23 protein-coding genes and 1 riboswitch are annotated in these 22,344 nt (G+C 40.2%); of the genes, 20 read left to right on the top strand and 3 right to left on the bottom strand.

Annotation, left to right across the window (positions count from 1 at the left end; genetic code table 11):
* Positions 1 to 85: 85 nt before the first annotated feature.
* The 13 genes from glf (at position 86) to KHQ31_RS05510 (ending at position 13,367) form a co-directional block, all read left to right on the top strand.
* Positions 86 to 1,249, top strand: a complete 1,164-nt coding sequence (gene glf / locus KHQ31_RS05570; RefSeq protein WP_213408619.1) for a UDP-galactopyranose mutase — start codon at positions 86 to 88, stop codon at positions 1,247 to 1,249.
* Between the two features lie 39 nt (positions 1,250 to 1,288).
* A complete protein-coding gene (locus KHQ31_RS05565) occupies positions 1,289 to 3,016 on the top strand; it encodes a phospho-sugar mutase (protein ID WP_213408618.1) in 1,728 nt (575 codons plus the stop codon).
* 101 nt (positions 3,017 to 3,117) lie between these two features.
* Positions 3,118 to 3,789 (top strand): helix-turn-helix domain-containing protein, encoded by a 672-nt coding sequence (locus KHQ31_RS05560; RefSeq protein WP_213408617.1) that lies wholly within the window; start codon positions 3,118 to 3,120, stop codon positions 3,787 to 3,789.
* 308 nt (positions 3,790 to 4,097) lie between these two features.
* Complete coding sequence (locus KHQ31_RS05555) at positions 4,098 to 4,430, top strand: hypothetical protein (protein ID WP_213408616.1); 333 nt, start codon at positions 4,098 to 4,100, stop codon at positions 4,428 to 4,430.
* Between the two features lie 943 nt (positions 4,431 to 5,373).
* Complete coding sequence (locus KHQ31_RS05550; protein ID WP_213408615.1) at positions 5,374 to 6,036, top strand: phosphatase PAP2 family protein; 663 nt, start codon at positions 5,374 to 5,376, stop codon at positions 6,034 to 6,036.
* 48 nt (positions 6,037 to 6,084) lie between these two features.
* Complete coding sequence (locus KHQ31_RS05545) at positions 6,085 to 6,654, top strand: LemA family protein (protein WP_213408614.1); 570 nt, start codon at positions 6,085 to 6,087, stop codon at positions 6,652 to 6,654.
* 13 nt (positions 6,655 to 6,667) lie between these two features.
* Positions 6,668 to 7,555, top strand: coding sequence for a zinc metalloprotease HtpX (gene htpX / locus KHQ31_RS05540; protein ID WP_213408613.1), 888 nt, complete (start codon positions 6,668 to 6,670; stop codon positions 7,553 to 7,555).
* A 136-nt stretch (positions 7,556 to 7,691) separates the two neighbouring features.
* Complete coding sequence (gene rlmD / locus KHQ31_RS05535; RefSeq protein WP_213408612.1) at positions 7,692 to 9,059, top strand: 23S rRNA (uracil(1939)-C(5))-methyltransferase RlmD; 1,368 nt, start codon at positions 7,692 to 7,694, stop codon at positions 9,057 to 9,059.
* A 171-nt stretch (positions 9,060 to 9,230) separates the two neighbouring features.
* Positions 9,231 to 10,226 carry a Gfo/Idh/MocA family protein gene (locus KHQ31_RS05530; protein ID WP_213408611.1) on the top strand — a complete coding sequence of 332 codons (996 nt, stop codon included), beginning with the start codon at positions 9,231 to 9,233 and terminating at the stop codon, positions 10,224 to 10,226.
* A 10-nt stretch (positions 10,227 to 10,236) separates the two neighbouring features.
* Positions 10,237 to 11,589 carry a DEAD/DEAH box helicase gene (locus tag KHQ31_RS05525; RefSeq protein ID WP_213408610.1) on the top strand — a complete coding sequence of 451 codons (1,353 nt, stop codon included), beginning with the start codon at positions 10,237 to 10,239 and terminating at the stop codon, positions 11,587 to 11,589.
* A gap of 153 nt (positions 11,590 to 11,742) precedes the next feature.
* A complete protein-coding gene (locus tag KHQ31_RS05520; protein ID WP_213408609.1) occupies positions 11,743 to 12,405 on the top strand; it encodes a redox-sensing transcriptional repressor Rex in 663 nt (220 codons plus the stop codon).
* Between the two features lie 21 nt (positions 12,406 to 12,426).
* Positions 12,427 to 13,146, top strand: coding sequence for a class A sortase (locus KHQ31_RS05515; protein ID WP_213408608.1), 720 nt, complete (start codon positions 12,427 to 12,429; stop codon positions 13,144 to 13,146).
* An 11-nt stretch (positions 13,147 to 13,157) separates the two neighbouring features.
* Complete coding sequence (locus tag KHQ31_RS05510; RefSeq protein ID WP_213408607.1) at positions 13,158 to 13,367, top strand: hypothetical protein; 210 nt, start codon at positions 13,158 to 13,160, stop codon at positions 13,365 to 13,367.
* 54 nt (positions 13,368 to 13,421) lie between these two features.
* On the opposite strand, the gene KHQ31_RS05505 is transcribed toward KHQ31_RS05510, so the two are convergent.
* A complete protein-coding gene (locus tag KHQ31_RS05505; protein ID WP_213408606.1) occupies positions 13,422 to 14,075 on the bottom strand; it encodes a metal-dependent transcriptional regulator in 654 nt (217 codons plus the stop codon).
* A 199-nt stretch (positions 14,076 to 14,274) separates the two neighbouring features.
* Between KHQ31_RS05505 and KHQ31_RS05500 the strand changes: the two genes are divergently transcribed.
* Both KHQ31_RS05500 and KHQ31_RS05495 read left to right on the top strand, forming a co-directional pair.
* A complete protein-coding gene (locus tag KHQ31_RS05500) occupies positions 14,275 to 14,571 on the top strand; it encodes a hypothetical protein (protein ID WP_213408605.1) in 297 nt (98 codons plus the stop codon).
* A gap of 202 nt (positions 14,572 to 14,773) precedes the next feature.
* Positions 14,774 to 15,565 carry a glucose 1-dehydrogenase gene (locus tag KHQ31_RS05495; protein WP_213408604.1) on the top strand — a complete coding sequence of 264 codons (792 nt, stop codon included), beginning with the start codon at positions 14,774 to 14,776 and terminating at the stop codon, positions 15,563 to 15,565.
* 125 nt (positions 15,566 to 15,690) lie between these two features.
* Here the strand turns inward: KHQ31_RS05495 and KHQ31_RS05490 are convergent, their stop codons facing one another.
* Complete coding sequence (locus KHQ31_RS05490; protein ID WP_213408603.1) at positions 15,691 to 16,236, bottom strand: folate family ECF transporter S component; 546 nt, start codon at positions 16,234 to 16,236, stop codon at positions 15,691 to 15,693.
* 43 nt (positions 16,237 to 16,279) lie between these two features.
* Positions 16,280 to 16,373, bottom strand: a riboswitch (THF riboswitch).
* Positions 16,374 to 16,549: 176 nt separating this feature from the next.
* Between KHQ31_RS05490 and KHQ31_RS05485 the strand changes: the two genes are divergently transcribed.
* The 4 genes from KHQ31_RS05485 (at position 16,550) to KHQ31_RS05470 (ending at position 20,242) form a co-directional block, all read left to right on the top strand.
* Entirely contained in the window at positions 16,550 to 17,392 is an 843-nt protein-coding gene (locus KHQ31_RS05485) for a GHMP family kinase ATP-binding protein (RefSeq protein WP_213408602.1), read from the top strand.
* A gap of 13 nt (positions 17,393 to 17,405) precedes the next feature.
* Complete coding sequence (gene rbsR / locus KHQ31_RS05480; protein WP_213408601.1) at positions 17,406 to 18,395, top strand: ribose utilization transcriptional repressor RbsR; 990 nt, start codon at positions 17,406 to 17,408, stop codon at positions 18,393 to 18,395.
* Between the two features lie 17 nt (positions 18,396 to 18,412).
* Positions 18,413 to 19,006: a hypothetical protein gene (locus tag KHQ31_RS05475; RefSeq protein ID WP_213408600.1), complete on the top strand. Its 594-nt coding sequence runs from the start codon at positions 18,413 to 18,415 to the stop codon at positions 19,004 to 19,006.
* Between the two features lie 78 nt (positions 19,007 to 19,084).
* Positions 19,085 to 20,242: a pyridoxal phosphate-dependent aminotransferase gene (locus KHQ31_RS05470; RefSeq protein ID WP_213408599.1), complete on the top strand. Its 1,158-nt coding sequence runs from the start codon at positions 19,085 to 19,087 to the stop codon at positions 20,240 to 20,242.
* Between the two features lie 65 nt (positions 20,243 to 20,307).
* Here the strand turns inward: KHQ31_RS05470 and KHQ31_RS05465 are convergent, their stop codons facing one another.
* Entirely contained in the window at positions 20,308 to 21,039 is a 732-nt protein-coding gene (locus KHQ31_RS05465; RefSeq protein ID WP_213408598.1) for a M15 family metallopeptidase, read from the bottom strand.
* A 100-nt stretch (positions 21,040 to 21,139) separates the two neighbouring features.
* On the opposite strand from KHQ31_RS05465, the gene KHQ31_RS05460 reads away from it, so the two are divergent.
* A complete protein-coding gene (locus KHQ31_RS05460) occupies positions 21,140 to 22,321 on the top strand; it encodes an aminotransferase class I/II-fold pyridoxal phosphate-dependent enzyme (RefSeq protein ID WP_213408597.1) in 1,182 nt (393 codons plus the stop codon).
* The last annotated feature ends 23 nt before the right edge of the window (positions 22,322 to 22,344 follow it).

Below are 22,344 nucleotides of genomic sequence, written 5' to 3'. Positions count from 1 at the left end.
ACTTATAGAATGTTATATACTATTGGTAATAGTGAAATTGGCATCGACGAATATCGTCGATAATCGTACTAAGAATGGGAAAACTATGTTAAATAACAAAGAATATGATTATTTAGTTGTCGGAGCTGGACCATTTGGTGCCATTTTCGCACACGAAGCCGCAAAACAAAATAAGCGTGTCTTAGTCATTGAAAAGCGTGAACACGTCGGTGGAAACATGTATACACACACTGATCACGGTGTAACGGTGCACGATTATGGCGCACACATTTTCCATACAGATAATAAAGAAGTGTGGGATTACATCCGTCAATTTGCACCATTTAATGGGTATCAAAACCAAGTGATTGCAAACTATAAGGGTGAACTATATAACCTACCTTTCAACATGAACACATTCTATGAAATGTGGGGCACAAAGACCCCTGCCGAAGCACAAGCGAAGATTGAAGAACAACGTCAAGCTGCGCTAGGAGCCATGGGTGATCGTGAACCACGTAACCTGGAAGATCAAGCCATTTCTTTGATTGGAACCGATATCTACGAAAAGTTGATTAAAGGATACACTGAAAAGCAATGGGGACGTAAAGCGACTGAATTGCCGGCGTTTATTATCAAGCGTCTACCAGTTCGTTTTATCTACGATAACAATTACTTTAATCATCGTTATCAAGGAATTCCGATTGGTGGATATACACAAATCTTTGATCAATTATTAGATCATCCACTAATTGATGTGCAAGTAAATACAGATTTCTTCACTAATCAAGAAGCTTATTTGGCTGAATTCCCACGAATCGTATATACAGGAATGATTGATCAATTCTTCAAGTATGAATTCGGCGAATTGGAATACCGCTCACTTGAATTTAAAACTGAAGTACATGAGGTTGATAATGTGCAAGGTAATGCGGTTATTAACTATACAGATGCTGAAACACCGTACACACGTATTATGGAATGGAAACATTTTGATGGATTGTCTGATGAAGGATACTCAGTGATTACACGCGAATATCCTAAAGAATGGAACCGCAACGAAGAAGCGTATTATCCAGTGAATGACGATCGTAATATGAACGTTTATAAGGAATATGCGAAGGCAGCGCGTCAGCTATCTGACAAGGTTTTGTTTGGCGGACGATTGGGACAATATCGTTACTTCGACATGGATCAAGTTATCCATTCAGCGTTAAACACTGTTCGTACAGAGTTTGACCTAGCAGTAGATCATGATTTTATGAAGTAATTACAAAATTTTAGGAAACAAATAAAAGGGAGAAATATTATGAGTTGGCAAGAAAATTATCAAGTTTGGGCAGAACGTGAAAACCTACCAGAAGATTTGCAAACAGAAATGGCTCAATTGGCCGGGGATGAAAAGTTGGCCGAAGATGCATTTTACCAAGCACTATCATTTGGGACAGCTGGTATGCGTGGTATTATGGGAGCCGGAATCAACCGTATGAACATCTACACAATCCGCCAAGCAACTGAAGGATTGGCGCGTTTGATGGACCAACAAGGTGATGACATTAAGGAACAAGGTGTTGCGATTTCATACGACTCACGTCATAATTCAGCACGCTTTGCGCGTGAAGCAGCCCGTGTATTGGTTGCGCACAATATCAAGGTATACTTGTTTGATGAATTGCGTCCAACACCAGAATTGTCATTTGCAGTTCGTCATCTAGGGGCATATGCTGGGATCATGTTGACAGCATCACACAACCCAAAGGCGTACAACGGATACAAGATTTATGGTACAGATGGTGGTCAAATGCCACCTGCAGAATCAGACATCATTACTGCTTCAATTCGTGAAGCTGATATGTTTGAAGTACCTGTTGCCGACGATGCAACATTTGATGAAAACCCATTGTTAACAATGATTGGTGCAGATGTTGACGCAGCTTACTTGGCTGAAGTAGCCACAGTTTCAATCAACAAGAAGTTGATTGCTGCGGAAGGGGCTGACATGAAGTTGGTTTACTCACCATTGCACGGAACTGGTGCTAAGGTAGCAGGACCAGCGCTAGAACAAGCAGGATTCACAAACGTAATCATGGTGCCAGAACAAATGGCGCCAAACGGTGATTTCCCAACAGTTGAATTGCCAAACCCAGAAGACCCAAAGGCTTTGGCTATGGGAATTGAATTGGCCAAGAAGGAAAACGCGGATGTTGTCATTGGTGTTGATCCAGACGCTGACCGTATGGGTGTGGCAGTTCGCCAACCTGATGGTGAGTACGTACTATTGAGTGGAAACCAAATTGCGGCTGTCACATTGAACTATATTTTGACTGCTCTGGCTGATGCCGATCGTTTGCCAGCAAACGGTGCAGTTGTGAAGTCAATTGTGTCATCAGAATTTGCAACTGCTATTGCGGATCACTACAATGTTGAAATGTTGAATGTCTTGACTGGATTCAAGTATATTGCTGAAAAGATTCAACAATTCGAAGATGATAACAGTCGTACATTCTTGTATGGATTTGAAGAATCATATGGTTACCTAGTTAAGCCTTTCGTTCGTGACAAGGATTCAGTTCAAGCAACTGTCTTGTTTGCTGAAGTTGCCGCTTACTACAAGGCACAAGGTAAGACAGTCTTTGATGGGCTACAAGAATTGTTTGCAAACTATGGTTACTTTGTTGAAGACACGAAGTCACTAACATTCAGCGGAATTGATGGGGCTGACAAGATTAATGCGTTGATGGCTAAGTTCCGTGCGGAAGCACCTACTGAATTTGGTGGAGTGCCAGTTGAACGTGTTGAAGACTTTGCTGCGCAAACAGTCACACAAGTTTCAACACAAATCAGTACACCATTGGACTTGCCAAAGGCTAACGTTGTGAAGTACCAATTAATCGACGGTAGCTGGGTTGCTGTACGTCCTTCAGGAACTGAACCTAAGATTAAGTTCTACGTTGGAACAAAGGGTAACACGCAAGCTGCGGCTGAAGAAGAATTGGCTGCTATTCAAGCAACTATTGCTGAATACACAAACCTATAATAATTAACCTCAAAACATCAACTGACGTTGGTGTTTTTTTGGGAAAAAGATGTGCATTATAAGCTACTGACGATTAGTGGAAATAGGCTAAGGAGACCACGATGGATATTTTTATGAGAACAAAGCAGTTGGCGGATTTGCAAGGCTTGTCACTAAGCCAACTTGCACTGAAAGCTGGCTTGAGTGAAAAGACACTGTACCGTTGGCGTACAGGAAATCCCAAATTTGAAACAATTGCACAAGTCGCTAAGGCGTTAAATGTGCCGACGAATGTGCTTTTATATGATGCGCCTGAAGAAGAATTAATTGAATTTGAAACAGACATTACAGCAGAACCGTTTGACTTGAGTAATCCAAATAAAATTCGTTGGGATGAATATCAAACAGTTAAGGTAACTGGAGATGCATCAAACACGTTGGATGCTAGTGCGGTCGTAACGATTGAATATCATCGTGTACCAGCTGGTTTGAAAACAAAGAAAGGGGATGCAAATTGGCGTGTCCAAAGCGTGGTTAAAATTCCTTTTGGCTATTTAGATCAACCAGATAGTGATTTCGTACAGGAAAAGTATCGTGATTATCAAATTGCAACTTTTGCATTAATTAAGAACGAAATTGAAAAGCGTCTTAACATCGATACAAAACAAAATGAACCAATTGATTTGATGGCGATTGTTAATCGCGCTGATCGTAATGACTTAATGGTTGCAAATGGCCAAGTTATTTCAGATGAAACTTGGGTAGCAATTGAAAAATCACTTAATGCGAACTAAGATTAAGACAACGATTCTCTTATCAATGAGTAAGAAATATGATGTCTTGTTGTACATATAAAAAACGCGATAACGTTCTCGGGTGTGAGAAATTATCGCGTTTTATTTTTTGTTTATTAAATCTGTAAGGTGATCGAGGATAGTTCATATAAAGGCTAAAAGCATGTAAGTGCGTTTTAATTTAAAATGATGTGTTCTATTGAAAAGGTTGAAATAAATCGTCGACCAATAAAATGGTAAATTAAATAGATGAGGGTTAAAAGGATTACAAAGTAGATAATTGTTATCGGAATAGGAGAATTGTAAAAATGAAGAAATTGAGTACAGGAATTTTGTTCATCATGTACACACTACTGATTGTATTGGGGACATCAGAGGTGTTCTTTTACCAAGATTCACTTGGATCAAATGCCCATTACACGATGTATCTGTTGACGATTCTAACACTTGTCGTAATTGTGCTAGGGTGGTTAGCGGTTCGTTTTGAAAAAATGGTATTAGCTTGGGTAATGATTATTGTCGGTCTTTTGGTAGGGGCATATGTTGCTGTTCAACACGTGAACGAAATTAAAGTCATGGATCGTGGGAACAAAGACGTACACATGCAAGTTCGTGAACTACAACGCAATAAAAATAATTAACAGAGTATATCTCTTAAGCAATATACGTCGTCTTATAAGCGAGATGAAAAATAAATAAAGAGTCTAAGGAGGTCAGAGATCATGATCAACCTTAGACTTTTTTGTATTTTAATTTTGATAAAGATAGAAAAATTAAACAGAGAGAATCACGAAAATTCAGAATCGGAATACACAATATCTGAACTTATATTGACCGTATTATGAAAATCAAATCAGTGTAAACATGATGACATAGGTGTATGATTTTACTCATGATTTCGTGCAGTTTTAGCGATAGCGTTGGGATACAAAACACAGTATATTAAGTCATGTGGTAGGGCAGTTTACAACTGTAACCTATCATGCCAAGAAATAGGTTTAGACCATTTTGAGTGTCCACATCTCTCGTTCATTAAATTCTTGGAGGTGAAGAACATGAATAAATGGAAAGGATCTTTAAGTGTAAAAGTGATAATTGAATGTGCAATGGCTAGTTCAATGATTCTTTTTGCTTTGGGAACGTTCTGTATAAAAGTAGCGACGGCTGATTTTATACGGAGGTCAGGACTACAGAGGAAAAAGAAAACCGACTACTCAGAAGAGTAGTCGGTTACACAAATCACACTTAAATTCTTGGATGCAGTAGGTGCGGACACACCTGCTGCTTTTTCTTTGCCCTTTTATAGTACACCCCAATCAATAAATCTGACAAGGTCTGTTCCTTGTCAAAAAGGATGATAAATGTTCTACGACTATGTGAGTCACATATCGCTTTGATACGGTGTTTCTTATAAGATATATCTGATACAAAGCGATTTAAATTAACTTAATGATGCAGAAAAAATATTTTATCTTGCTTGAAATAAAAAAAGTTGGTAACGTTGATATTAGTAGTCTTTTAGGGCTATTTAAGTCGAATAACGTTAACTTAAATATTATAGAATAAAATGAATAGGTGATTTACATGGAATTTTCTAAAACTAACCGTCGATGGTTTGTTGCGTTGGCGGGTCTATTGATCTTGGCCTTCCTAACTTTGTTTTTGGGTGTTTGGCACAATTCACCCTTTATTGGAAGAATTGATGCTGTTGGATACGATATGATTTTCACTGGAAGTAGCTTGGTTCGTACACATTTCGCTGAGTTTATTTCACTATTTGGAAACTTTATTGTCCTATCTGTTGTCGTGATTATCATGGCATCATACATGTGGCGTAAGCAAGATAAAGCGTTGGCACAATGGTTTGCCGGAACATTCTTTCTTGTTGGTGGCGTAGGGACTTTGTCAGTTAAGTACTTGGTCCAACGTCCACGTCCAGCGTACCACTTGGTAAATGAAATTGGCTTTAGTTTCCCATCAGGACACGCAATGCTATCAAGCACGTTCTTTTGGTTGGTTGCAGGGTTAACAATGGTTTACATGATGCGTGCTGCTCATCTAACAATGTTGACTGGAACATTGGTATTACTAACTGCTTTTGCTATGATTGCTTTAGTTTGTTGGTCACGTGTTGCACTTGGTGTACATTACCTATCAGACGTTTCAGCTGGGTTCTGTCTAGGATCTGCTGGAATTCTATTGTCAACTTCAATCGGACACCTATGGTGGAACCGTCACGTAAAATAAGTAATCCTGAAATAGGCCTATTTATTTAACAAAAATAAGGAGATTCATATGTTAATTTGGATTTTAATTGCTGTACTAGTCATCATCGTTATGATGTGGATCAACACATACAACGGACTAGTTAAGTCACGCATGTACGTTAAGGAATCATGGAGTCAAATCGATGTACAATTGAAGCGCCGTAATGACTTGATTCCAAACTTGGTAGAAACTGTTAAGGGATACGCTAAGTTCGAAGAAGGAACATTGGAAAAGGTTGTGTCTTTGCGTAATCAATTGACACAAGTACCTGCTGGGGATCACGAACAAATGATGGCTCTTTCTAACGAATTGTCATCAGGCTTGAAGAGTGTGTTCGCTGTTGCGGAAGCATACCCAGATTTGAAGGCATCAACACAATACAACAAGTTGATGGAAGAATTGACAAACACTGAAAACAAGATTGGATACGCGCGTCAATTGTACAATTCATCAGTTTCAAGCTACGACACAAAGCTGGAAACATTCCCAACGAATATCGTTGCTGGGGTGCACAACTTTAAGGCCGAAGCTTTCTTGGAAACACCAACTGAAGAAAAGGCAGTCCCAACAGTTTCATTTGGAGACGATGGGAAGTAATTAGGAGGAAGCGATGTTATTTGAGCAAATTGCCCAAAACAAACGTAATACGATTCTTCTTTTCTTAGGATTTTTCTTGGTCATGGCGCTTGTTGGAGCGGCGTTTGGTTACTTCATGTGGGGTAACATTGTCAGTGGTGTCTTAATGACATCAGTTGGTGCACTTGTATACGCGCTATACATGTTTAGCCAATCTTCAGAAGTTGTTATGAGCATGAATAATGCCCAAGAAATCACAGAACCTAATCAAGCACCAGAACTATGGCACATTGTGGAAGATATGGCGATGGTGGCGAAAGTTCCTATGCCACGTGTCTTTATCATTGATGATCCAAGTCCTAATGCATTTGCGACAGGAAATAATCCCGAAACTGCAGCAGTTGCGGCAACAACTGGGATTATGTCACGCCTAACACGTGCTGAATTAGAAGCCGTTATGGCGCATGAAATGGCACACGTTAAGAACTACGATATCCGTCTGCAAACACTAGCCGTTGCATTAACAGCTGCGATTGCAATGGTTGGAAACTTCGCGACTAACTTCTGGGTGATGAGCAGTCGTCGCAATGATGAACGTGAAACGAACATTGTCGGGATTATCTTGTCATTTGCCGCATTGATCTTAGCACCAATCGCAGCAACAATTGTTCAATTAGCGATTTCACGTAATCGTGAATTCTTAGCTGATGCAGGGGCCGTTGAATTGACACGTAACCCACAAGCAATGATTTCAGCGTTAGAAAAGATTAGTAGTAGTGAACCAATGCGTCCAGAAAACGTTTCGGATTCAAGTGCTGGTCTTTACATTGGTGACCCATTGAAGAAAGAATCACCATTGAGTGGATTGTTTGATACACACCCCCCAATGGAAAAGCGCATTGCCGCATTACGCGCGATGTAATTGAAAGCAGACCTAAGGGTCTGCTTTTTTATTTGATTGAATTATAATCAACGAAGAAGATAGTATAGGGGCTGAGTGAAAAGTATGCTATACTAGGCACTTATGGTTGTCGCAAAAACCAAAAGGAGAAAATGAAATGAAACGTAAAGCACCTGTTGTTAAGAATCAAGAAATTGAAGCTGATGTTATCGACATCACTTACGAAGGAAATGGAGTCGTTAAGTTAGACGATTTTCCTATCTTCGTTACGAACGCTGTTCCTGGAGAACGCGTATTGGTTGGGGTTACTAAAGTTGCAAGTACATACGCCTTCGGACGTGTAATCAAGCGCTTGGTTGAATCACCAGACCGTAATAATGAAATTGAAGCAAACGCATTGTTGACTGGAATTGCGCCTTTGGCACACTTGAACTACGATGCACAATTGAAGCACAAGCAAAAGCAAGTTGCGGACGTTTTCAACAAGCAACACGTTGACGTTGAAATCGCACCAACTTTGGGGATGGATAACCCATGGGGTTACCGTAATAAGGCTCAAATCCCTACACGTGAAATCAACGGCTTGTTGACGACTGGTTTCTACCGTCGTGGATCACACCGTTTGGTTGAAATCGAAGACTTCTTGATCCAAGATCCAAAGATTGACGAAGCTATCTTAGTTGTTCGTGATATCTTGCGTAAGTACCACACTGAAGCGTACAACGAAGAAACTCACAAGGGAACTATCCGTAACATCATGGTTCGTCGTGGATACTACAGCCACGAAATGATGGTTGTTTTGGTTACTCGTTCAAAGAAGTTACCATTGGCTGAAGTTATTGTACAAGACATTCGCGCAGCATTGCCTGAAGTGAAGTCAATCGTACAAAACGTTAACCAAGAAAAGACAAACGTTATCATGGGTGAAAAGAACAACATCCTTTGGGGTAAGGGAACTATCCGTGACCAATTGCTAGGAAAGACTTTCGCCATCGGGCCAAACTCATTCTACCAAGTTAACCCACAAATGACTGAACGTTTGTACGAAATGGCTGCTGAAAAGGCCGAATTGAAGGCTACTGATACAGTAATCGACGCCTACTCAGGTATCGGAACTATCTCATTGGCCATTGCTGACCAAGTTAAGGAAGTTATCGGTGTCGAAATTGTTGCCGGTGCCGTTGATGACGCTAAGCGTAACGCTGACATTAACAACATCAAGAACGTTAAGTTCGAACTTGGTAAGGCTGAAGAAAAGATGGTCGAATGGCAAGACGCTGACGTCAAGCCGGACGTAATCTTTGTTGATCCTCCTCGTAAGGGATTGACTGAAGAATTGATCGTTGCTGCTACTGGTATGGCACCAGAACGCATCGTGTACATTAGCTGTAACCCAGCTACATTGGCCCGTGACGCCGTTCAAATTATTGAAAACGGCTACCACATCAAGGGTGATGTACAACCAATTGACCAATTCCCACAAACAACACACGTGGAATCAATCACAGTGTTTGAAAAGAACTAATTTAGTTAAGAAACAGCTTTTGTTCAAGTTGGACTAAGGCTGTTTTTTATTTGGTCAATTAGTGGGTAGTTCAGTAGAGCAATAGCGGTCTCATCGCTTTGATATGCTATAATGAGACAAGCAGATTAACGCATTCTGCCTTTAATTAAAGGACTGAAAAGGAGTACCAACATGACACTTAAATTAGGTATTATTGGAACAAATTGGATTACAAAGATGTTTGTGGAGGCAGCTGCACAAACAGGTCGTTATGAGTTAACACATGTGTACTCACGTAACGCTGACAAGGGAGCTGCATTTGCAGCTGATTTAGATGTCGACGCCGAAATCTTTACTGATTTGGACGCCTTCTATGCTAGTGGAGTGGAAGTTGTGTACATCGCTTCACCAAACAGTTTGCATTTTGAACAAGCTAAGATGGCAATTGAACATGATGTTAGCATCATCGTTGAAAAGTCTATCTTCTCAAACCCAACTGAATTTGAAGCCATCTATGATTTGCTACATACACACCCTAATGTTCGTATGTTTGAAGCAGCACGTCATATCTACCAACCAACTTTCCAAGCAATTGAAAAGCAAGTAAAGGAAATGCCGGTCATTTCTGGTGGAACATTTGTCTACGAAAAGTACTCATCACGTTTTGATGCTTACTTGGCTGGAGAAGAACCAAATGTTTTGACCCGCGAATTCAGTGCAGGTGCTTTGACTGACTTGGGTGTTTACCCAATTTATGCGATTGTAAAGTTGTTTGGTTTGCCAACTGAAAGTCACTATTTCCCAACTTTGTTGCGTAATGGTGCTGATGGGCGTGGAACTGCGATCTTGAAGTACCAAGACTTTAACATGGTGGCAGAATTTGGTAAGATGAGTAACTCATACCAAGAGACAGAAATTCGTGGTCGTAAGGACACAATCGTCGTAGACAGCATTGCTGAACTTGATGGTGCAGTCTACATAGATGAAGCGGGTGAACGTCACGAATTGACACAAACAGGGCCAGATAACCCCATGGTTGTTGAAGCAGCTGTCTTTGCAGACATGCTAGAAAACCCTGCTGAAACTGAAACAGAATATAATGAACTCTTAATGCTTAGTCAACGTGTAAATCTAGTTTTGACAGCATTGCGTCAATCAGCGGGCATTGTGTTCCCAGCTGATAAGTAAAGGAATAAACATGGATACACGTTTTGAAGAAAAATTAAAAGCAACTGGAATTACAGATTGGACTCCAATCCAAACTGCTGTTGCAGAACCAATGGCCAATGGGGCATCAATTAATGCCTTGGCACCAACTGGAACAGGTAAGACTTTGGCCTTTACATGGCCAATTTTGCCAACATTAGTACCTGAAGATGGTGAACAATTGCTTGTTTTGGCACCATCACAAGAACTAGCCATGCAAACAACACGTGTGATGCGTGAATGGGCAACTGTGCTAGGGCTACGTGTTTTGTCAGTTACTGGTGGAGCCAATGTTAAGAACCAATTGGATCGTTTGAAGAAGCACCCAGAAGTGATTGTTGGAACTCCTGGACGTGTTTCAGAATTGGTACGTGCTGGTAAACTAAAGCTACACCGCTTACGTACTGTTATCTTGGATGAAGCTGATGAATTGCTACGTGAAGAAACAGCGGAACAAATCGAACAAATCTGGCGTACTGCGAAAGATGACGATATCCAAGTAGCTTTGTTTGGGGCAACAGCCGTAGATGAAGCGATTCCAGCCAAGATTTTTGACCGTGAATTCGAAACAATCGACCAACGTGATGTACCAATCCCAACACGTATCAAGCACGAATTCTGGTTGACGGCCAATGACCAACGTAACAAGCGTTTGCGTCAACTTGCATCACAAAAGAACTTCCAAGCAATGGTATTCTTCAACACAACAAAGCAATTGAAGAACACAGCCAACTTCCTGGCACACGAACACATTGGAATGGCCACATTGGTCCGTGGTGATTCAAGTTCAACACGTGAAAAGGCAATGCGTGCTTTCCGTGAAGGAAAGTCAAAGTTCCTTTTGACAACTGATGTTGGAGCCCGTGGATTGGATATTCCTGGTTTGCCAGCCGTTATTAACTTTGATTTGCCTCGTATGGGAGAAACATACACACACCGTGCTGGACGTACAGGACGTATGTCTCGTGAAGGTGTTGTGATTTCATTTGGTAACGATCATGACTTGCGTGAAATGCGCCGTTTGGTTGCGGTTGAAATCGAACAAATTACAGGGCAACCAAAGTTGTTGACGAAGTCACGTGCAACAGCCGAACGTACATCAAAGCGCGAAGGTCGTACGGACAAGTATGCTGAAAAGCGTGCTGCTAAGGCAGCAGGTGAAAAGAAGGTTGTGAAGACTGAATCTGACGAAAAGCCTATAAGTTCAACACGTTCTTCACAAACTAAAAAGTTTGTGAAGAAAGATGTGCCTGAAGTGCAATCACGTGAAGAGCGTTTTGCACAAGAGAAAAAGGCTAAGCGCAAGCATCGTAAGAACAAAGGTAAGCCTAAGCCAAAGAATTAAAAACACATCAGATATCTATATTCTAGATAGTCTGTGAAAATAATAAATGTTAATTAATTCACATAACAACCTTACTATATGTTATAGTAAGGTTGTTATCTTTTATATTCACAAATAAAAGTGGATAGGCTTTAAGATGTAGGAGACAAAATAATGACTGATGAAATGAACATTCAAACAACTGATAAGGCAATCCCTAAGGCGACAGCCAAGCGTTTGCCAATTTACTACCGTTACCTAAACATTCTGCTAGATTCAGGTGTAACGCGTATCTCATCAAACGAATTGGCTAAGGCCGTTAAGTTCGACGCAGCAACAATCCGTCGTGACTTTTCTTACTTTGGTGCACTAGGTAAGCGTGGTTACGGTTACGATGTTAAAGAATTGATGGAATTCTTTGGTGATATCTTGAATCAAGACAGCCTTGCATCTGTTGCATTAGTTGGGGTTGGTAACTTGGGACACGCCTTGTTAAACTTTAACTTCCACCAAAGTTCAAATGCGCGTATTTCTGCAGCGTTTGATGTTAACCCAGATATCGTAAATACAATTCAAAGTGGTGTACCAGTTTACGACATGGATGAACTTGAAGTACAAATTCGTGAACAACGTATTGAAGTGGCTATCCTGACAGTACCGGCACCAGTTGCGCAAGAAATTGCAACACGTTTGGCAGATGCAAACATTCAAGGTATCTTGAACTTTACGCCACTACGTCTTGATGTACCTAAGAACGTACGTGTCCAAAACGTCGATCTTACCAATGAACTACAAACTCTGTTATACTTTATTAATACATTTGACGGGAACAATTAATAATAAGTAGAGGTTTACTATATGAAAGCAATTGGTAAGTTCTTTAAGAGCAAGTTTATGCGCATTACAATGTTTATTGTGTTGATTCTTATCTCGCTTGGTTTGATCTTTCATAATCAAATTGCCCATTTTGCACTACAAAATTTCCATCCCGAAGTTTCTAAGGAAACAATTGCGGCTGCGGAAAAGGAAGATGCAAAGTATGAATGGCGTGATGTACAGTCATTAAGCGCAGAACAAATTTTACAAGCGCGTATAAATGCGGGAAAAGTTAATTTTGTTGGCTTCGTAGCGATGCCAGAAATTGGACTTTCTGTACCAATCGCACATGGGATTGATGATCTAGTTTTGTCACTTGGAGCGGGAACGATGTATCCTAATCAAAAGATGGGTGAAGGAAACTACTCACTGGCAAGTCACTTTATTCAAGGCGAAACAGGTAAGGGATTGATGTTCTCTCCTTTGTACTACAAAGGTAAGGTGGGACAAAAAATCTATCTAACTGATATGACTAATGTTTATGAATATACGGCGACTGCAGTAGAAACAATTAAGAGTACTGATGTACAATGGACACATGAAGTACCCGGTAAGAAAGTAATTACACTGATTACATGTAATTACACAGCCGAAGCAGGACGTGTTGTCATGCAAGGTGAATTAACCAAGACTTACGATTGGGAGCATGCACCGAAAGCAGCGAAGGATTCATTTACCGCTGATAATCGTTGGATTAAGTAAGGGGAGAACATATGAAGAATTTACAAGTATCTAAAAAAGAGGCGCGTCTGCAAAAGACAACACCAATGACTAAGTTGAAGATGATGACTGAAGCATTTTCAATTTTTTGGATTATGGTATTAGCAGGATTCCAATTAATGCGTGCCGTATTCCGTTTGCTACGACTAAAGAAAGCATATTCTTCTTCAAAGAAGTTGGCTGAAAAGTCAAAAACAAAGTAATAAAATAAAAGAAAAACCATATCCTTAGGGATATGGTTTTTTTATATCTTTAATTTAAACAATGTAGATAAATGAAGCAGCGTGTTGTGTGATTTGTAGTTCACGTTCACCATTTTCAAGAATCATAGGACCTTCAAACGGCAAGCGTTCACGAATCGTCCATGTTGAGTTCAATGGCAAATCCAAAGTTTCAACATATTGCAATAATTCAAGATCTTCAGTGTAGCTCTTCATTGTGACTTCTTGTCCATCGGCAGCATCAATCAACTTTGTCCAGTGTTCAGGAGCATAGTGGTTTTTGTTGTCAGGAATTGATAGTCCATGCGGGCTATGGCTAGGATTACCAAGGAAGTTATCTAAGGCATCCATCAGTAGACCACTTGCATCGTGGTCAAGATGATCCGCATTTTCGTGAGCAACTGAAACAGGTAGCTTCAAGTTATCAACGATAAATGTTTCAAATAAGCGGTGAGAACGAATCAAACGTAAAGCGGTTTGACGTCCCGGTTCTGTCAACGTTACTCCATAGTATGGAACAACGCTAACTTCCCCAGCTTCTTGCAATTTAGCAAGCATGTTAGACACAGAAGATGGTGTCACATGCAAGTGATCAGCGATTTGATTATTAGAAATCTTTGTTGTTTCATCGCCGCCACTTAATTCTAAAATGGTTTGTAAGTACTGGGTTTTGGAAACTGAATCACTCATGTAATAGTGCCTCTTTTTAATATAAATTATTTGTTGACTCATTATACCACGCTATAAAGTTAATGTACTTGAATGTTTTATAACCTCGATGAAAATATAATTTAGCCATTGTGTAAAAAGTCGGTTGATGATAATATTATTAGTGGTTAAACCAACGACACATAGCAACAGTTTTGGCGGCACATTTAAGGAGACGTACATGAGCCTAGAAAACCCACTTATTCATAATGAAGACCTTGCAGCACTTTTGTCACATCGAAACATTGCTCGTGAACAACGACTAGAACTCGAGACAGCCATTCAATCTTTCACACAATACCCACCAGTTATCTTCGTCGGCCGAGTGATGGACAGTTGTGTTTATCGAATCGGCATTAACGAAGTGGCACAACATACCATCCTAAAATTTGATACGACTGAACTACGCGACCGATTCGCTCAACATTTTGAAAAATTATGTATGGGTCGTGGTGTATCGCTACAACAATCTTTCTAAAATTAATTTATTCTTTCTAAAATTTTATTGCAGAAATGATGCGTTGATTTAACTAAAAATGACGTCCTTATGTCTTGGTACATAAGGGCGTTATTTCGTTTCCCAGGACGTTTTAAACTTTCTCCAAGGTTTTAACACTAACATTAAGTATGTAAAAAACATTAGTTAATTATATTAAAGATACAGGAAGAGAGGATTACAGATGTACACGGACTTAAAAGATAAAGTCGCAATCGTTACTGGTGCAGCAACTGGTTTGGGATTAGAAATCTCAAAACGTTTATTGTCTGAAGGAATGAAGGTAGTTATTGATTACGTTGGCAGCGACAAAGTATTAGAATCAGATGCCGTTCAAGACGTTAAGAACACGTATGGTGATTCTGTTATCTTCTTTGAAGCTGATGTATCTAACGAAGATGAAATTGCTCAGTTAGCACAAACTGCAATTGATAAATTTGGTGGATTTGATTTGTGGGTAAATAATGCAGGTGTCGAAAAGGCTTATGCAACAGCTGACTTGCCCCTAGACGAATGGAATCGTGTCATGGACGTCAATATGACCGGAGTGTTCTTAGGAACGCGTGAAGCTTTACGTCATTTTACGAAGTCAGGGAAGAAGGGAAACATTATCAACATGTCTTCCGTTCACCAACAAATTCCATGGCCAACATTCGCACATTACGCTGCCTCAAAGGGTGGAACGAAGATGTTTACTGAGACAGTCGCTCTAGAATATGCGGATAAGGGAATTCGAGTAAATAATATTGCTCCAGGTGCGATTGATACACCAATCAATGCAGCTAAGTTTGAAGATCCTAAGCAGAAGGCGCAAACGCAAGCGATGGTACCAATGGGTGAAATTGGAAAACCGAAATATGTTGCTGATGCAGCAGCCTTCCTGGCCTCAGAGCAAGCACAATACATTACAGGAACTACTTTGTTTGTGGATGGGGGAATGTCACTATATCCTGCATTCCAACATGGAGCTGGTTAATAACTACTAAAGAAATAAAACAAACGCCTGATGTAAAGTTAGTTTTACATCAGGCGTTTTTCTGTTTTCCAATAAAATTACAAAATAAAAACCACCACACCAACAAGGTGTAGTGGTTGTTTTAGTTAATTAAAAACACGGTTCATCAATTCACCCAATGACTTGTTGTTCAAGACAGAGTAGATGATAACTGATTGGATTGGCAACATGATGATTTGCTTAATACCACGGATCTCAACCATTGACATAATGGCATCGAAGTTTGTGATATTTCCCATCATAACCACCCAAGTGGTATTCATAATCGTGTTAACTAGGAACAGAACAATCGCAACAGTAGTAATTGTACGCGTCCATGAAATGTGTTCACGATTGTAGAAACTAACACCGTAAATGAATGCACCAACAATTGCAGATAACATAAATCCGAAGAAGAATGAATGTCCGTTGATTGCTGTGGAAATGATGTCGTGCACAATCGCCATTAGAACGCCCCAATAAGGACCAAACCAACGAGCGATAACAACGACAATAACAAATCCGAAGCCAACTTTTAGAAAATTAGTTCCAAAAGAGAAGCGACCAATTAGCAAGTGAAGTGCTAATAGAATACCCAACAGTGCAACTGCACGAGTATTAAGACGTGTGAAATATGATTCTAATGTTTTCATTTTGAAAACACCTCCTAAATTTAATGGAGGGTCTCACTATATAAACAGTGAATGTGACTAAGGCATCGCGGAAAATCCTTCGTCTGCGGTCCACATTCCGTTCCCGCAGCACTTAACGCACCAAAGTCTACCCTGTGTTCATTTTTTGAACAGAGAATAGTATAACACATGAGTAGGTCTTATAAAAAGTGAGAATAACGAACATTAATTTTTGAAATTAGAAATACTGTATTGTAAAAACGTTTATCCGTTAGTGAAAATGTAAGTAAAATTTGGTAAAATAAAATAATCATAAAGAAATGGGGCAAGCGCTATGCAAATTAAAGTACCAGCAACGATTGGTGATTTTGGACCAGGAAAAGCGTCAATTGGGTTAGCGCTCGATTTGTGGCTAACAGTAACCGTACTCGAAGAAACAACTGAATGGGTCGTAAACCACAATTTAGGCGAATCAATTCCAACTGATGCAACCAATTACATTGTTGCTGTTGCGAATAAATTGGCGCCAGGGCTTACACCTCATAAGTTAAGTGTTGAATCAGACATTCCACTACAACGTGGATTAGGGTCTTCAACAGCGGCATTAATGGCGGCAATTGAATTAGCAGACCAATTAGGTGGCTTAGGTTTAGATGACTTTACAAAATTGACATTGGCTGCACGAACTGAAGGACAACCTGCAAACGTATCTGCCGCATTATTGGGAGGCGTTACCACGAGTTACTTACAAAATGGTGATTATTTTGGTAGCCAAATTGTTACCCCGCCATATGATGTTATCGTGTATGAACCAACGGAACGTGTGCTGTTGGGACAAGCTGCTGAAAATATTACAATGACAACTGCGATTGATGCAGCTGCAGCAGGTAACATGTTGTTTGCAGCATGGCAATCAAACCAATATGTATTAGCTGGACAATTATTAGAAAATGATTCTCTAGTTCCTGAAATCACTTCAGATTTAGCTGTAATTCGTCAAGCAACGCATGCCCTAGATGTATTTGGAACGACCCAAGTCGGCAATAAAGGGACTATTGCTATTTTTGTGGCCCCTGAACAAACACAAGATATGTTAGATGTATTAGCGCACGTCGAAGTAGCAGGTACATTTAGCAAAGTTGAACTGGCAACCACTGGGTTGTTGGTCACAGCGTAGAGAGGAAACGATAATGAAAAAAGCTTCAATCAAGGATGTGGCCAACTTAGCTGGCGTATCAATTGCGACCGTTTCACAAATTTTGAATAACAAAGGGGAACGCTTTTCTGAAGAAACACGTAACAAGGTTTTTGCTGCACGTGAAGAAACAGGATATGTGCCCAATTTAAGTGCTCGTAGTTTGAAGAAGAACAATCTAACGATGATCGGTGTTGTTGTACCGTCATTGGCATTGCCATACTTTGGTTATGTTGTACAAAAAATTCAAGATGGATTGCCTGAAAATGTATCTTTGTCAATTATGTCAGCGGAAGGTGCTGATACTGACAAGGCAGTTTACCAATTGATGTCTGCTGGTGTTAACGGGATTATCGTTGCGAACCAACTACAAGATGCAGAAGGGGTTACAGCAGATCTTAAGAAGCGTGGGATTGCATGTGTTATGCTTGAAAATCATGTCTCATTAGGTTCTGCTGACGTTGTGGCAGCCGCAGAATTTGCGGGTGGTCAACTTGCAGCGCAACATTTGTTGTCATTGGGACATCGTCACGTAGCTGTACTAGGAAAGCAAGCAATGAATGATAACTTATCAGATCGTCTAGCTGGCTTTAAAGAGACAATGCTCGAAGCGGGTGCGAAGGTAAGTGAAGTAACAACACATTATTTGTCAAAGCAAGGTGGTCAAGCGTCCGCTATGGCTGTATCAATTTCAAAAGCGACCGCAACATTTGCTTTGAATGATGAATTAGCTATTGGTCTAATTAGTGGATTAGATAAGATTGGTATATCTGTACCGGAAAAAATGTCAGTTATCGGATACGATGATACAGACTATGCTCGTTTTTACCAACCTAGTCTAACAACCGTTCATCAACCGCTGGAAGAAATTGCTAAGGCGTCTCTTGAATTGGTATTGAGCCGCGTTCAAAACTTTGAAGCCGATCGTCAAGAACGTATCTTTGATGTTAAGCTTATTGAACGTGCCTCAACTCGTGCGATTTAGTTGATAAGGAGTACGATATGAAGAAACAAATAGTATGGGGAATCGTCTTGTTTGTAGTATTGGTTGTTGTTGGTGGGGGTGTCTATGCCCATCAACAAAAACAATACAAGCAAGAAAAGACGGCTGCGCAACAAAAGAAAGAAGAATTAGCAGCTAAACAAGCAAGTACGCAGGCTGAAAAAGAATTAGAAGCATCACAACGTGAACAAATCGTCACGATGCCAACTGAACCAACAAAACCTGCGGACAATATTGAACGTGGCTGGACTACTAAGAATGCGGCGTTATTTGTAACAAAAGTAGGCCAAGCGAATAAGCATCGTGTTGATTTTCCGAAATTGAAAGTCGAGTCTTCTGAAACATTACAAGCAGCACCACAATTTAAAGCATATTTTGCAAAGCCATACTGGGCGGTTACACTACAACCTAATGAAAAACCACGCCAAGCATTCCTAAAAAATAATGGTAATCATACTGTGACAATGGTTTTAACACAAGGAACTAGTGCTGTACCTACCCACCAATACACGATTAATACAAATACTTATCAAGTTATTAAAGATAAGAAAGTAGATATCGCTTCAAGTATTACAACTTGGAATGGATTTTAAAAAGCTCACGTTCAGTAATGGACGTGAGTTTTCTGCCATATTCAGCTAATTTATATGAACTAGAAAGAGAGATGTACGATGCCAGATTTAAAATCAGGACTATACCCACAATTAAATCAACGTCAAACGTTATTGTCAGATTCACAATTGCGTAAGTGGCATCAACGCTTTCAAATCGACCCAGAGATTATTAATTTAAGTTTAGGTGAGCCGGATTTTAAAGTGGCTGAATCAATCACAGAATCAATTCAAAATGCCATAGCCGAAAGGTCGGCTCAATATGCCACGACAGAGGGTTATGCGCCTTTAAGAAGTGACATTGCCACATATATGAAGGACTCATTTGGCGCGCCTGACTACACGCTTGCGGAAGTACTTGTCACTATCGGAGCGACTGAAGGAATCTATGTGACGATGCAAGCCTTGTTTACAGCGGGGGATGAGATCATTGTGCCAGCACCAATGTATCCGTTATACCGAAATATTGCTAAATTGCTTGGTTTGACAGTGATTGCATTAGATACGCGGGCGACTGGTTTTCGTGTGACGGCACCATTGTTAGCAGATTGTTTAGCACAACATCCCCAAGCTAAAGGATTCCTTTTTAATGATCCTACCAATCCAACAGGGGTTGCTTATACAGAAAGTGAAGTTTGCGCCTTAGCGCAAGTTTTGGCCCAAACTAATCTTGTCGTTGTGACGGATGAAATCTACGGGGCCTTAACTTATGGAAACAAACATGTCACAATCGCCAAATATTTACCAGATCAAACAATTATCATCGGCGGATTATCTAAGTCACATGCTATACCGGGATATCGGCTAGGGTTTGTGTTAGGACCGCAGGAATTGATTCGAATGTTAACGCAAGTCCATCAATTAACAGTAGGATCAGTGCCATTGCCTTTAATGATTGGTGCAGTAAACGCACTAACTAATACTGATTTTGTGAACGAACATAAAGCAGTGTATCAAGTAAATCGAGACATCTTAGTCCAAGGACTTCAGGACGCTGGTCTCCATGTGATTGAACCAGAGGGCGCATTTTATGTTTTAGCTAAGTTACCAGTTTTGACTGACGTAGAACGATTTGTCATTGAATTAGCAGGGCAAGAAAAAGTGGGCGTTTTACCAGGCGACATCTTTGGTGCTAATGGATATATCCGCTTATCATTTGCGGGGGCCACAGATGACATTATTGAAGCCGTAAAACGTATACAACGGTTTATGGCATAAAAATAGCCGAACTAATCAAATCTTGATTAGTTCGGCTATTTGTTTTTATTCTTGAGAAAAGCAGCTTAATCGACCCAGGCATAAACTGGCGTAGTACTCGTATAAAGTGCATTAGGTTGTTCTGATACCCACGCCCAGTTTTGATTACCATAATCAAAATGCCACCATTCTTCGGCGTAGTTAGTAAATCCAACGCTGGTCATGATGTGATACAACAAGCGACGATTATCACGCGCGATGATTTCATCGTCTGTTTTCGCAGATGATTCATAGAAATCGGTACGAGCTCGTTCGCTGATATCATCAAAAGGACTACCCATGTATAGTAAACGACCTTGTGGATCAACGATGGATAGATCAATTGAACCTCCCGTATTGTGAGGAGATGGCTTCTTCAAATCAAGTGAAGGCAACGCAACGATACGTAGGGCAGCTTGTTCGTTTTCTTCGTCAGTGTATTCAGGGAAATCACGTGCGACGAATTTACGCATTTGATCAAATAGGGCTTGTTGTGTTTCCATTGCACGCCAGGCATCTAAAATAACTAACTTGTATCCTTCGGGCAGTAGGTTTGCCGCTTCAACAAGCTTGGCTTGGACAGCTGGGCGTGCGTATAATTCAATTTCAGCTCCTGGTAATTTTTGCAGAGCATATTGAGGGCTTACCAACATGTGTGAAGGTAAATAATTTAATGAGATGAGTTCTTCTGATACTGGCGCAATTGGTACTTGGCGAATCGCCACCCAATCCCAATTTGGTTTAGGTAAAGCAATTGGCGTTTGTGTGTAATCCATCATAAAACACCTCTTTCTGTTCGTTATTAAGTTCATGTTATGGCAATGAGAATAAGGTAACTAGTGATTCATCGTACGAAAAAATCGAACGGAGGAAATTAATATGACTAGTCACTTCAATCAATTGCTTAATCCTATTGTAACGAATTTAGCTCCAGATGGGTTAACAGAATTTCAAAGAACAATTCGGGATATCCCTGATATTGTGCAATTAACATTTGGAGAACCAGGGTTTAATGCAGATGCACGGATTAAACAAGCCGTTAAGGCATCAGTGGACGCAGATAATTCACATTATACAGATCCATCGGGTGAGGAAACACTCAGAGATAAGTTTCGGGAATACATAAATACTAAGTACAAAACACACTATGGGAATGTGTCTAATGTTATGGTTACAGCAGGCGTGTCTGAAGGAATCAATGTTGTTTTTATGACGATGTTGGCAGCAGGAGAAGGTATCCTAATTCCAGATCCGGCCTACCCACCATACTTCGCAGCACTAAAATTAGCGTATGCAGAGGCTATTACGATTAATACACGTGCGTCAGACTTTAAGATAACGCCAGAACAAGTTGAGGAAGCAATTGAACAAGCCTCCATTCCGGTAAAGGCGATTCTATTTAACTATCCAACCAATCCTACTGGTGTGACTTATTCACGAGATGAACTTATTGCATTGGCTAATGTATTTGAAAAGCATCAACTATGGGTTATTTCTGATGAAATATACTCGCAATTAACATATGACCAAGAACATACCTCAATGGCAGAACTACTGCCTAGTCAAACGGTCATGATTACAGGTTTGTCAAAATCACATGCATTAACGGGATACCGCTTAGGCTTTATTTTGGCGGATGATTTATTTATGAAGCAAGCTAAGAAGGTACATGATACATTGATGTTTTCCTTACCTAAGGTGATTCAAGATGGTGCTTTGGTTGCGATTACTGAAGCAGATGATATTGTGGCAGAAATGCGTCAAGTATATCAACGACGTCGGGATTGGTTACTGCCACATTTGGAGGACATGGGCTTTAGTGTGATAAGTCCACAAGGTGCGTTTTATATGTTTGCGAAGATTCCAGCAGATATTGGCCATGATGGCTATGACTTTGCACTATCTTTAGCACAAGAAGGCAAAGTTGGTGTGATTCCAGGCTCGGCTTTTTCTGAGACAACCAAAGATTATATTCGTATTTCTTATGCGGTTTCAGACGAAGACCTTGAACGTGCTGTCACACGCATGAAAAAATTCTTACAGGATAAACGTAGTCAGTAGAAAATGCTTTATCTTAAGGTTTC

This window comes from Weissella ceti (assembly GCF_018394055.1).
In the GTDB taxonomy this organism is placed as follows: domain Bacteria; phylum Bacillota; class Bacilli; order Lactobacillales; family Lactobacillaceae; genus Weissella; species Weissella ceti.
Note: the sequence above shows the minus strand (reverse complement) of the source record. Positions and strands in the feature narration are given on the sequence as shown.

Coding starts and splice junctions, on each gene's coding strand:
- KHQ31_RS05490 (WP_213408603.1), bottom strand. CDS start 16,236: ATGAAAACATTAGAATCATATTTCACACGTCTTAATACTCGTGCAGTT.
- KHQ31_RS05485 (WP_213408602.1), top strand. CDS start 16,550: ATGCAAATTAAAGTACCAGCAACGATTGGTGATTTTGGACCAGGAAAA.
- rlmD (WP_213408612.1), top strand. CDS start 7,692: ATGAAACGTAAAGCACCTGTTGTTAAGAATCAAGAAATTGAAGCTGAT.
- KHQ31_RS05465 (WP_213408598.1), bottom strand. CDS start 21,039: ATGATGGATTACACACAAACGCCAATTGCTTTACCTAAACCAAATTGG.
- KHQ31_RS05560 (WP_213408617.1), top strand. CDS start 3,118: ATGGATATTTTTATGAGAACAAAGCAGTTGGCGGATTTGCAAGGCTTG.
- KHQ31_RS05495 (WP_213408604.1), top strand. CDS start 14,774: ATGTACACGGACTTAAAAGATAAAGTCGCAATCGTTACTGGTGCAGCA.
- KHQ31_RS05510 (WP_213408607.1), top strand. CDS start 13,158: ATGAAGAATTTACAAGTATCTAAAAAAGAGGCGCGTCTGCAAAAGACA.
- rbsR (WP_213408601.1), top strand. CDS start 17,406: ATGAAAAAAGCTTCAATCAAGGATGTGGCCAACTTAGCTGGCGTATCA.
- KHQ31_RS05530 (WP_213408611.1), top strand. CDS start 9,231: ATGACACTTAAATTAGGTATTATTGGAACAAATTGGATTACAAAGATG.
- KHQ31_RS05520 (WP_213408609.1), top strand. CDS start 11,743: ATGACTGATGAAATGAACATTCAAACAACTGATAAGGCAATCCCTAAG.
- KHQ31_RS05515 (WP_213408608.1), top strand. CDS start 12,427: ATGAAAGCAATTGGTAAGTTCTTTAAGAGCAAGTTTATGCGCATTACA.
- KHQ31_RS05555 (WP_213408616.1), top strand. CDS start 4,098: ATGAAGAAATTGAGTACAGGAATTTTGTTCATCATGTACACACTACTG.
- KHQ31_RS05500 (WP_213408605.1), top strand. CDS start 14,275: ATGAGCCTAGAAAACCCACTTATTCATAATGAAGACCTTGCAGCACTT.
- htpX (WP_213408613.1), top strand. CDS start 6,668: ATGTTATTTGAGCAAATTGCCCAAAACAAACGTAATACGATTCTTCTT.
- KHQ31_RS05550 (WP_213408615.1), top strand. CDS start 5,374: ATGGAATTTTCTAAAACTAACCGTCGATGGTTTGTTGCGTTGGCGGGT.
- KHQ31_RS05545 (WP_213408614.1), top strand. CDS start 6,085: ATGTTAATTTGGATTTTAATTGCTGTACTAGTCATCATCGTTATGATG.
- KHQ31_RS05565 (WP_213408618.1), top strand. CDS start 1,289: ATGAGTTGGCAAGAAAATTATCAAGTTTGGGCAGAACGTGAAAACCTA.
- KHQ31_RS05460 (WP_213408597.1), top strand. CDS start 21,140: ATGACTAGTCACTTCAATCAATTGCTTAATCCTATTGTAACGAATTTA.
- glf (WP_213408619.1), top strand. CDS start 86: ATGTTAAATAACAAAGAATATGATTATTTAGTTGTCGGAGCTGGACCA.
- KHQ31_RS05525 (WP_213408610.1), top strand. CDS start 10,237: ATGGATACACGTTTTGAAGAAAAATTAAAAGCAACTGGAATTACAGAT.
- KHQ31_RS05505 (WP_213408606.1), bottom strand. CDS start 14,075: ATGAGTGATTCAGTTTCCAAAACCCAGTACTTACAAACCATTTTAGAA.
- KHQ31_RS05470 (WP_213408599.1), top strand. CDS start 19,085: ATGCCAGATTTAAAATCAGGACTATACCCACAATTAAATCAACGTCAA.
- KHQ31_RS05475 (WP_213408600.1), top strand. CDS start 18,413: ATGAAGAAACAAATAGTATGGGGAATCGTCTTGTTTGTAGTATTGGTT.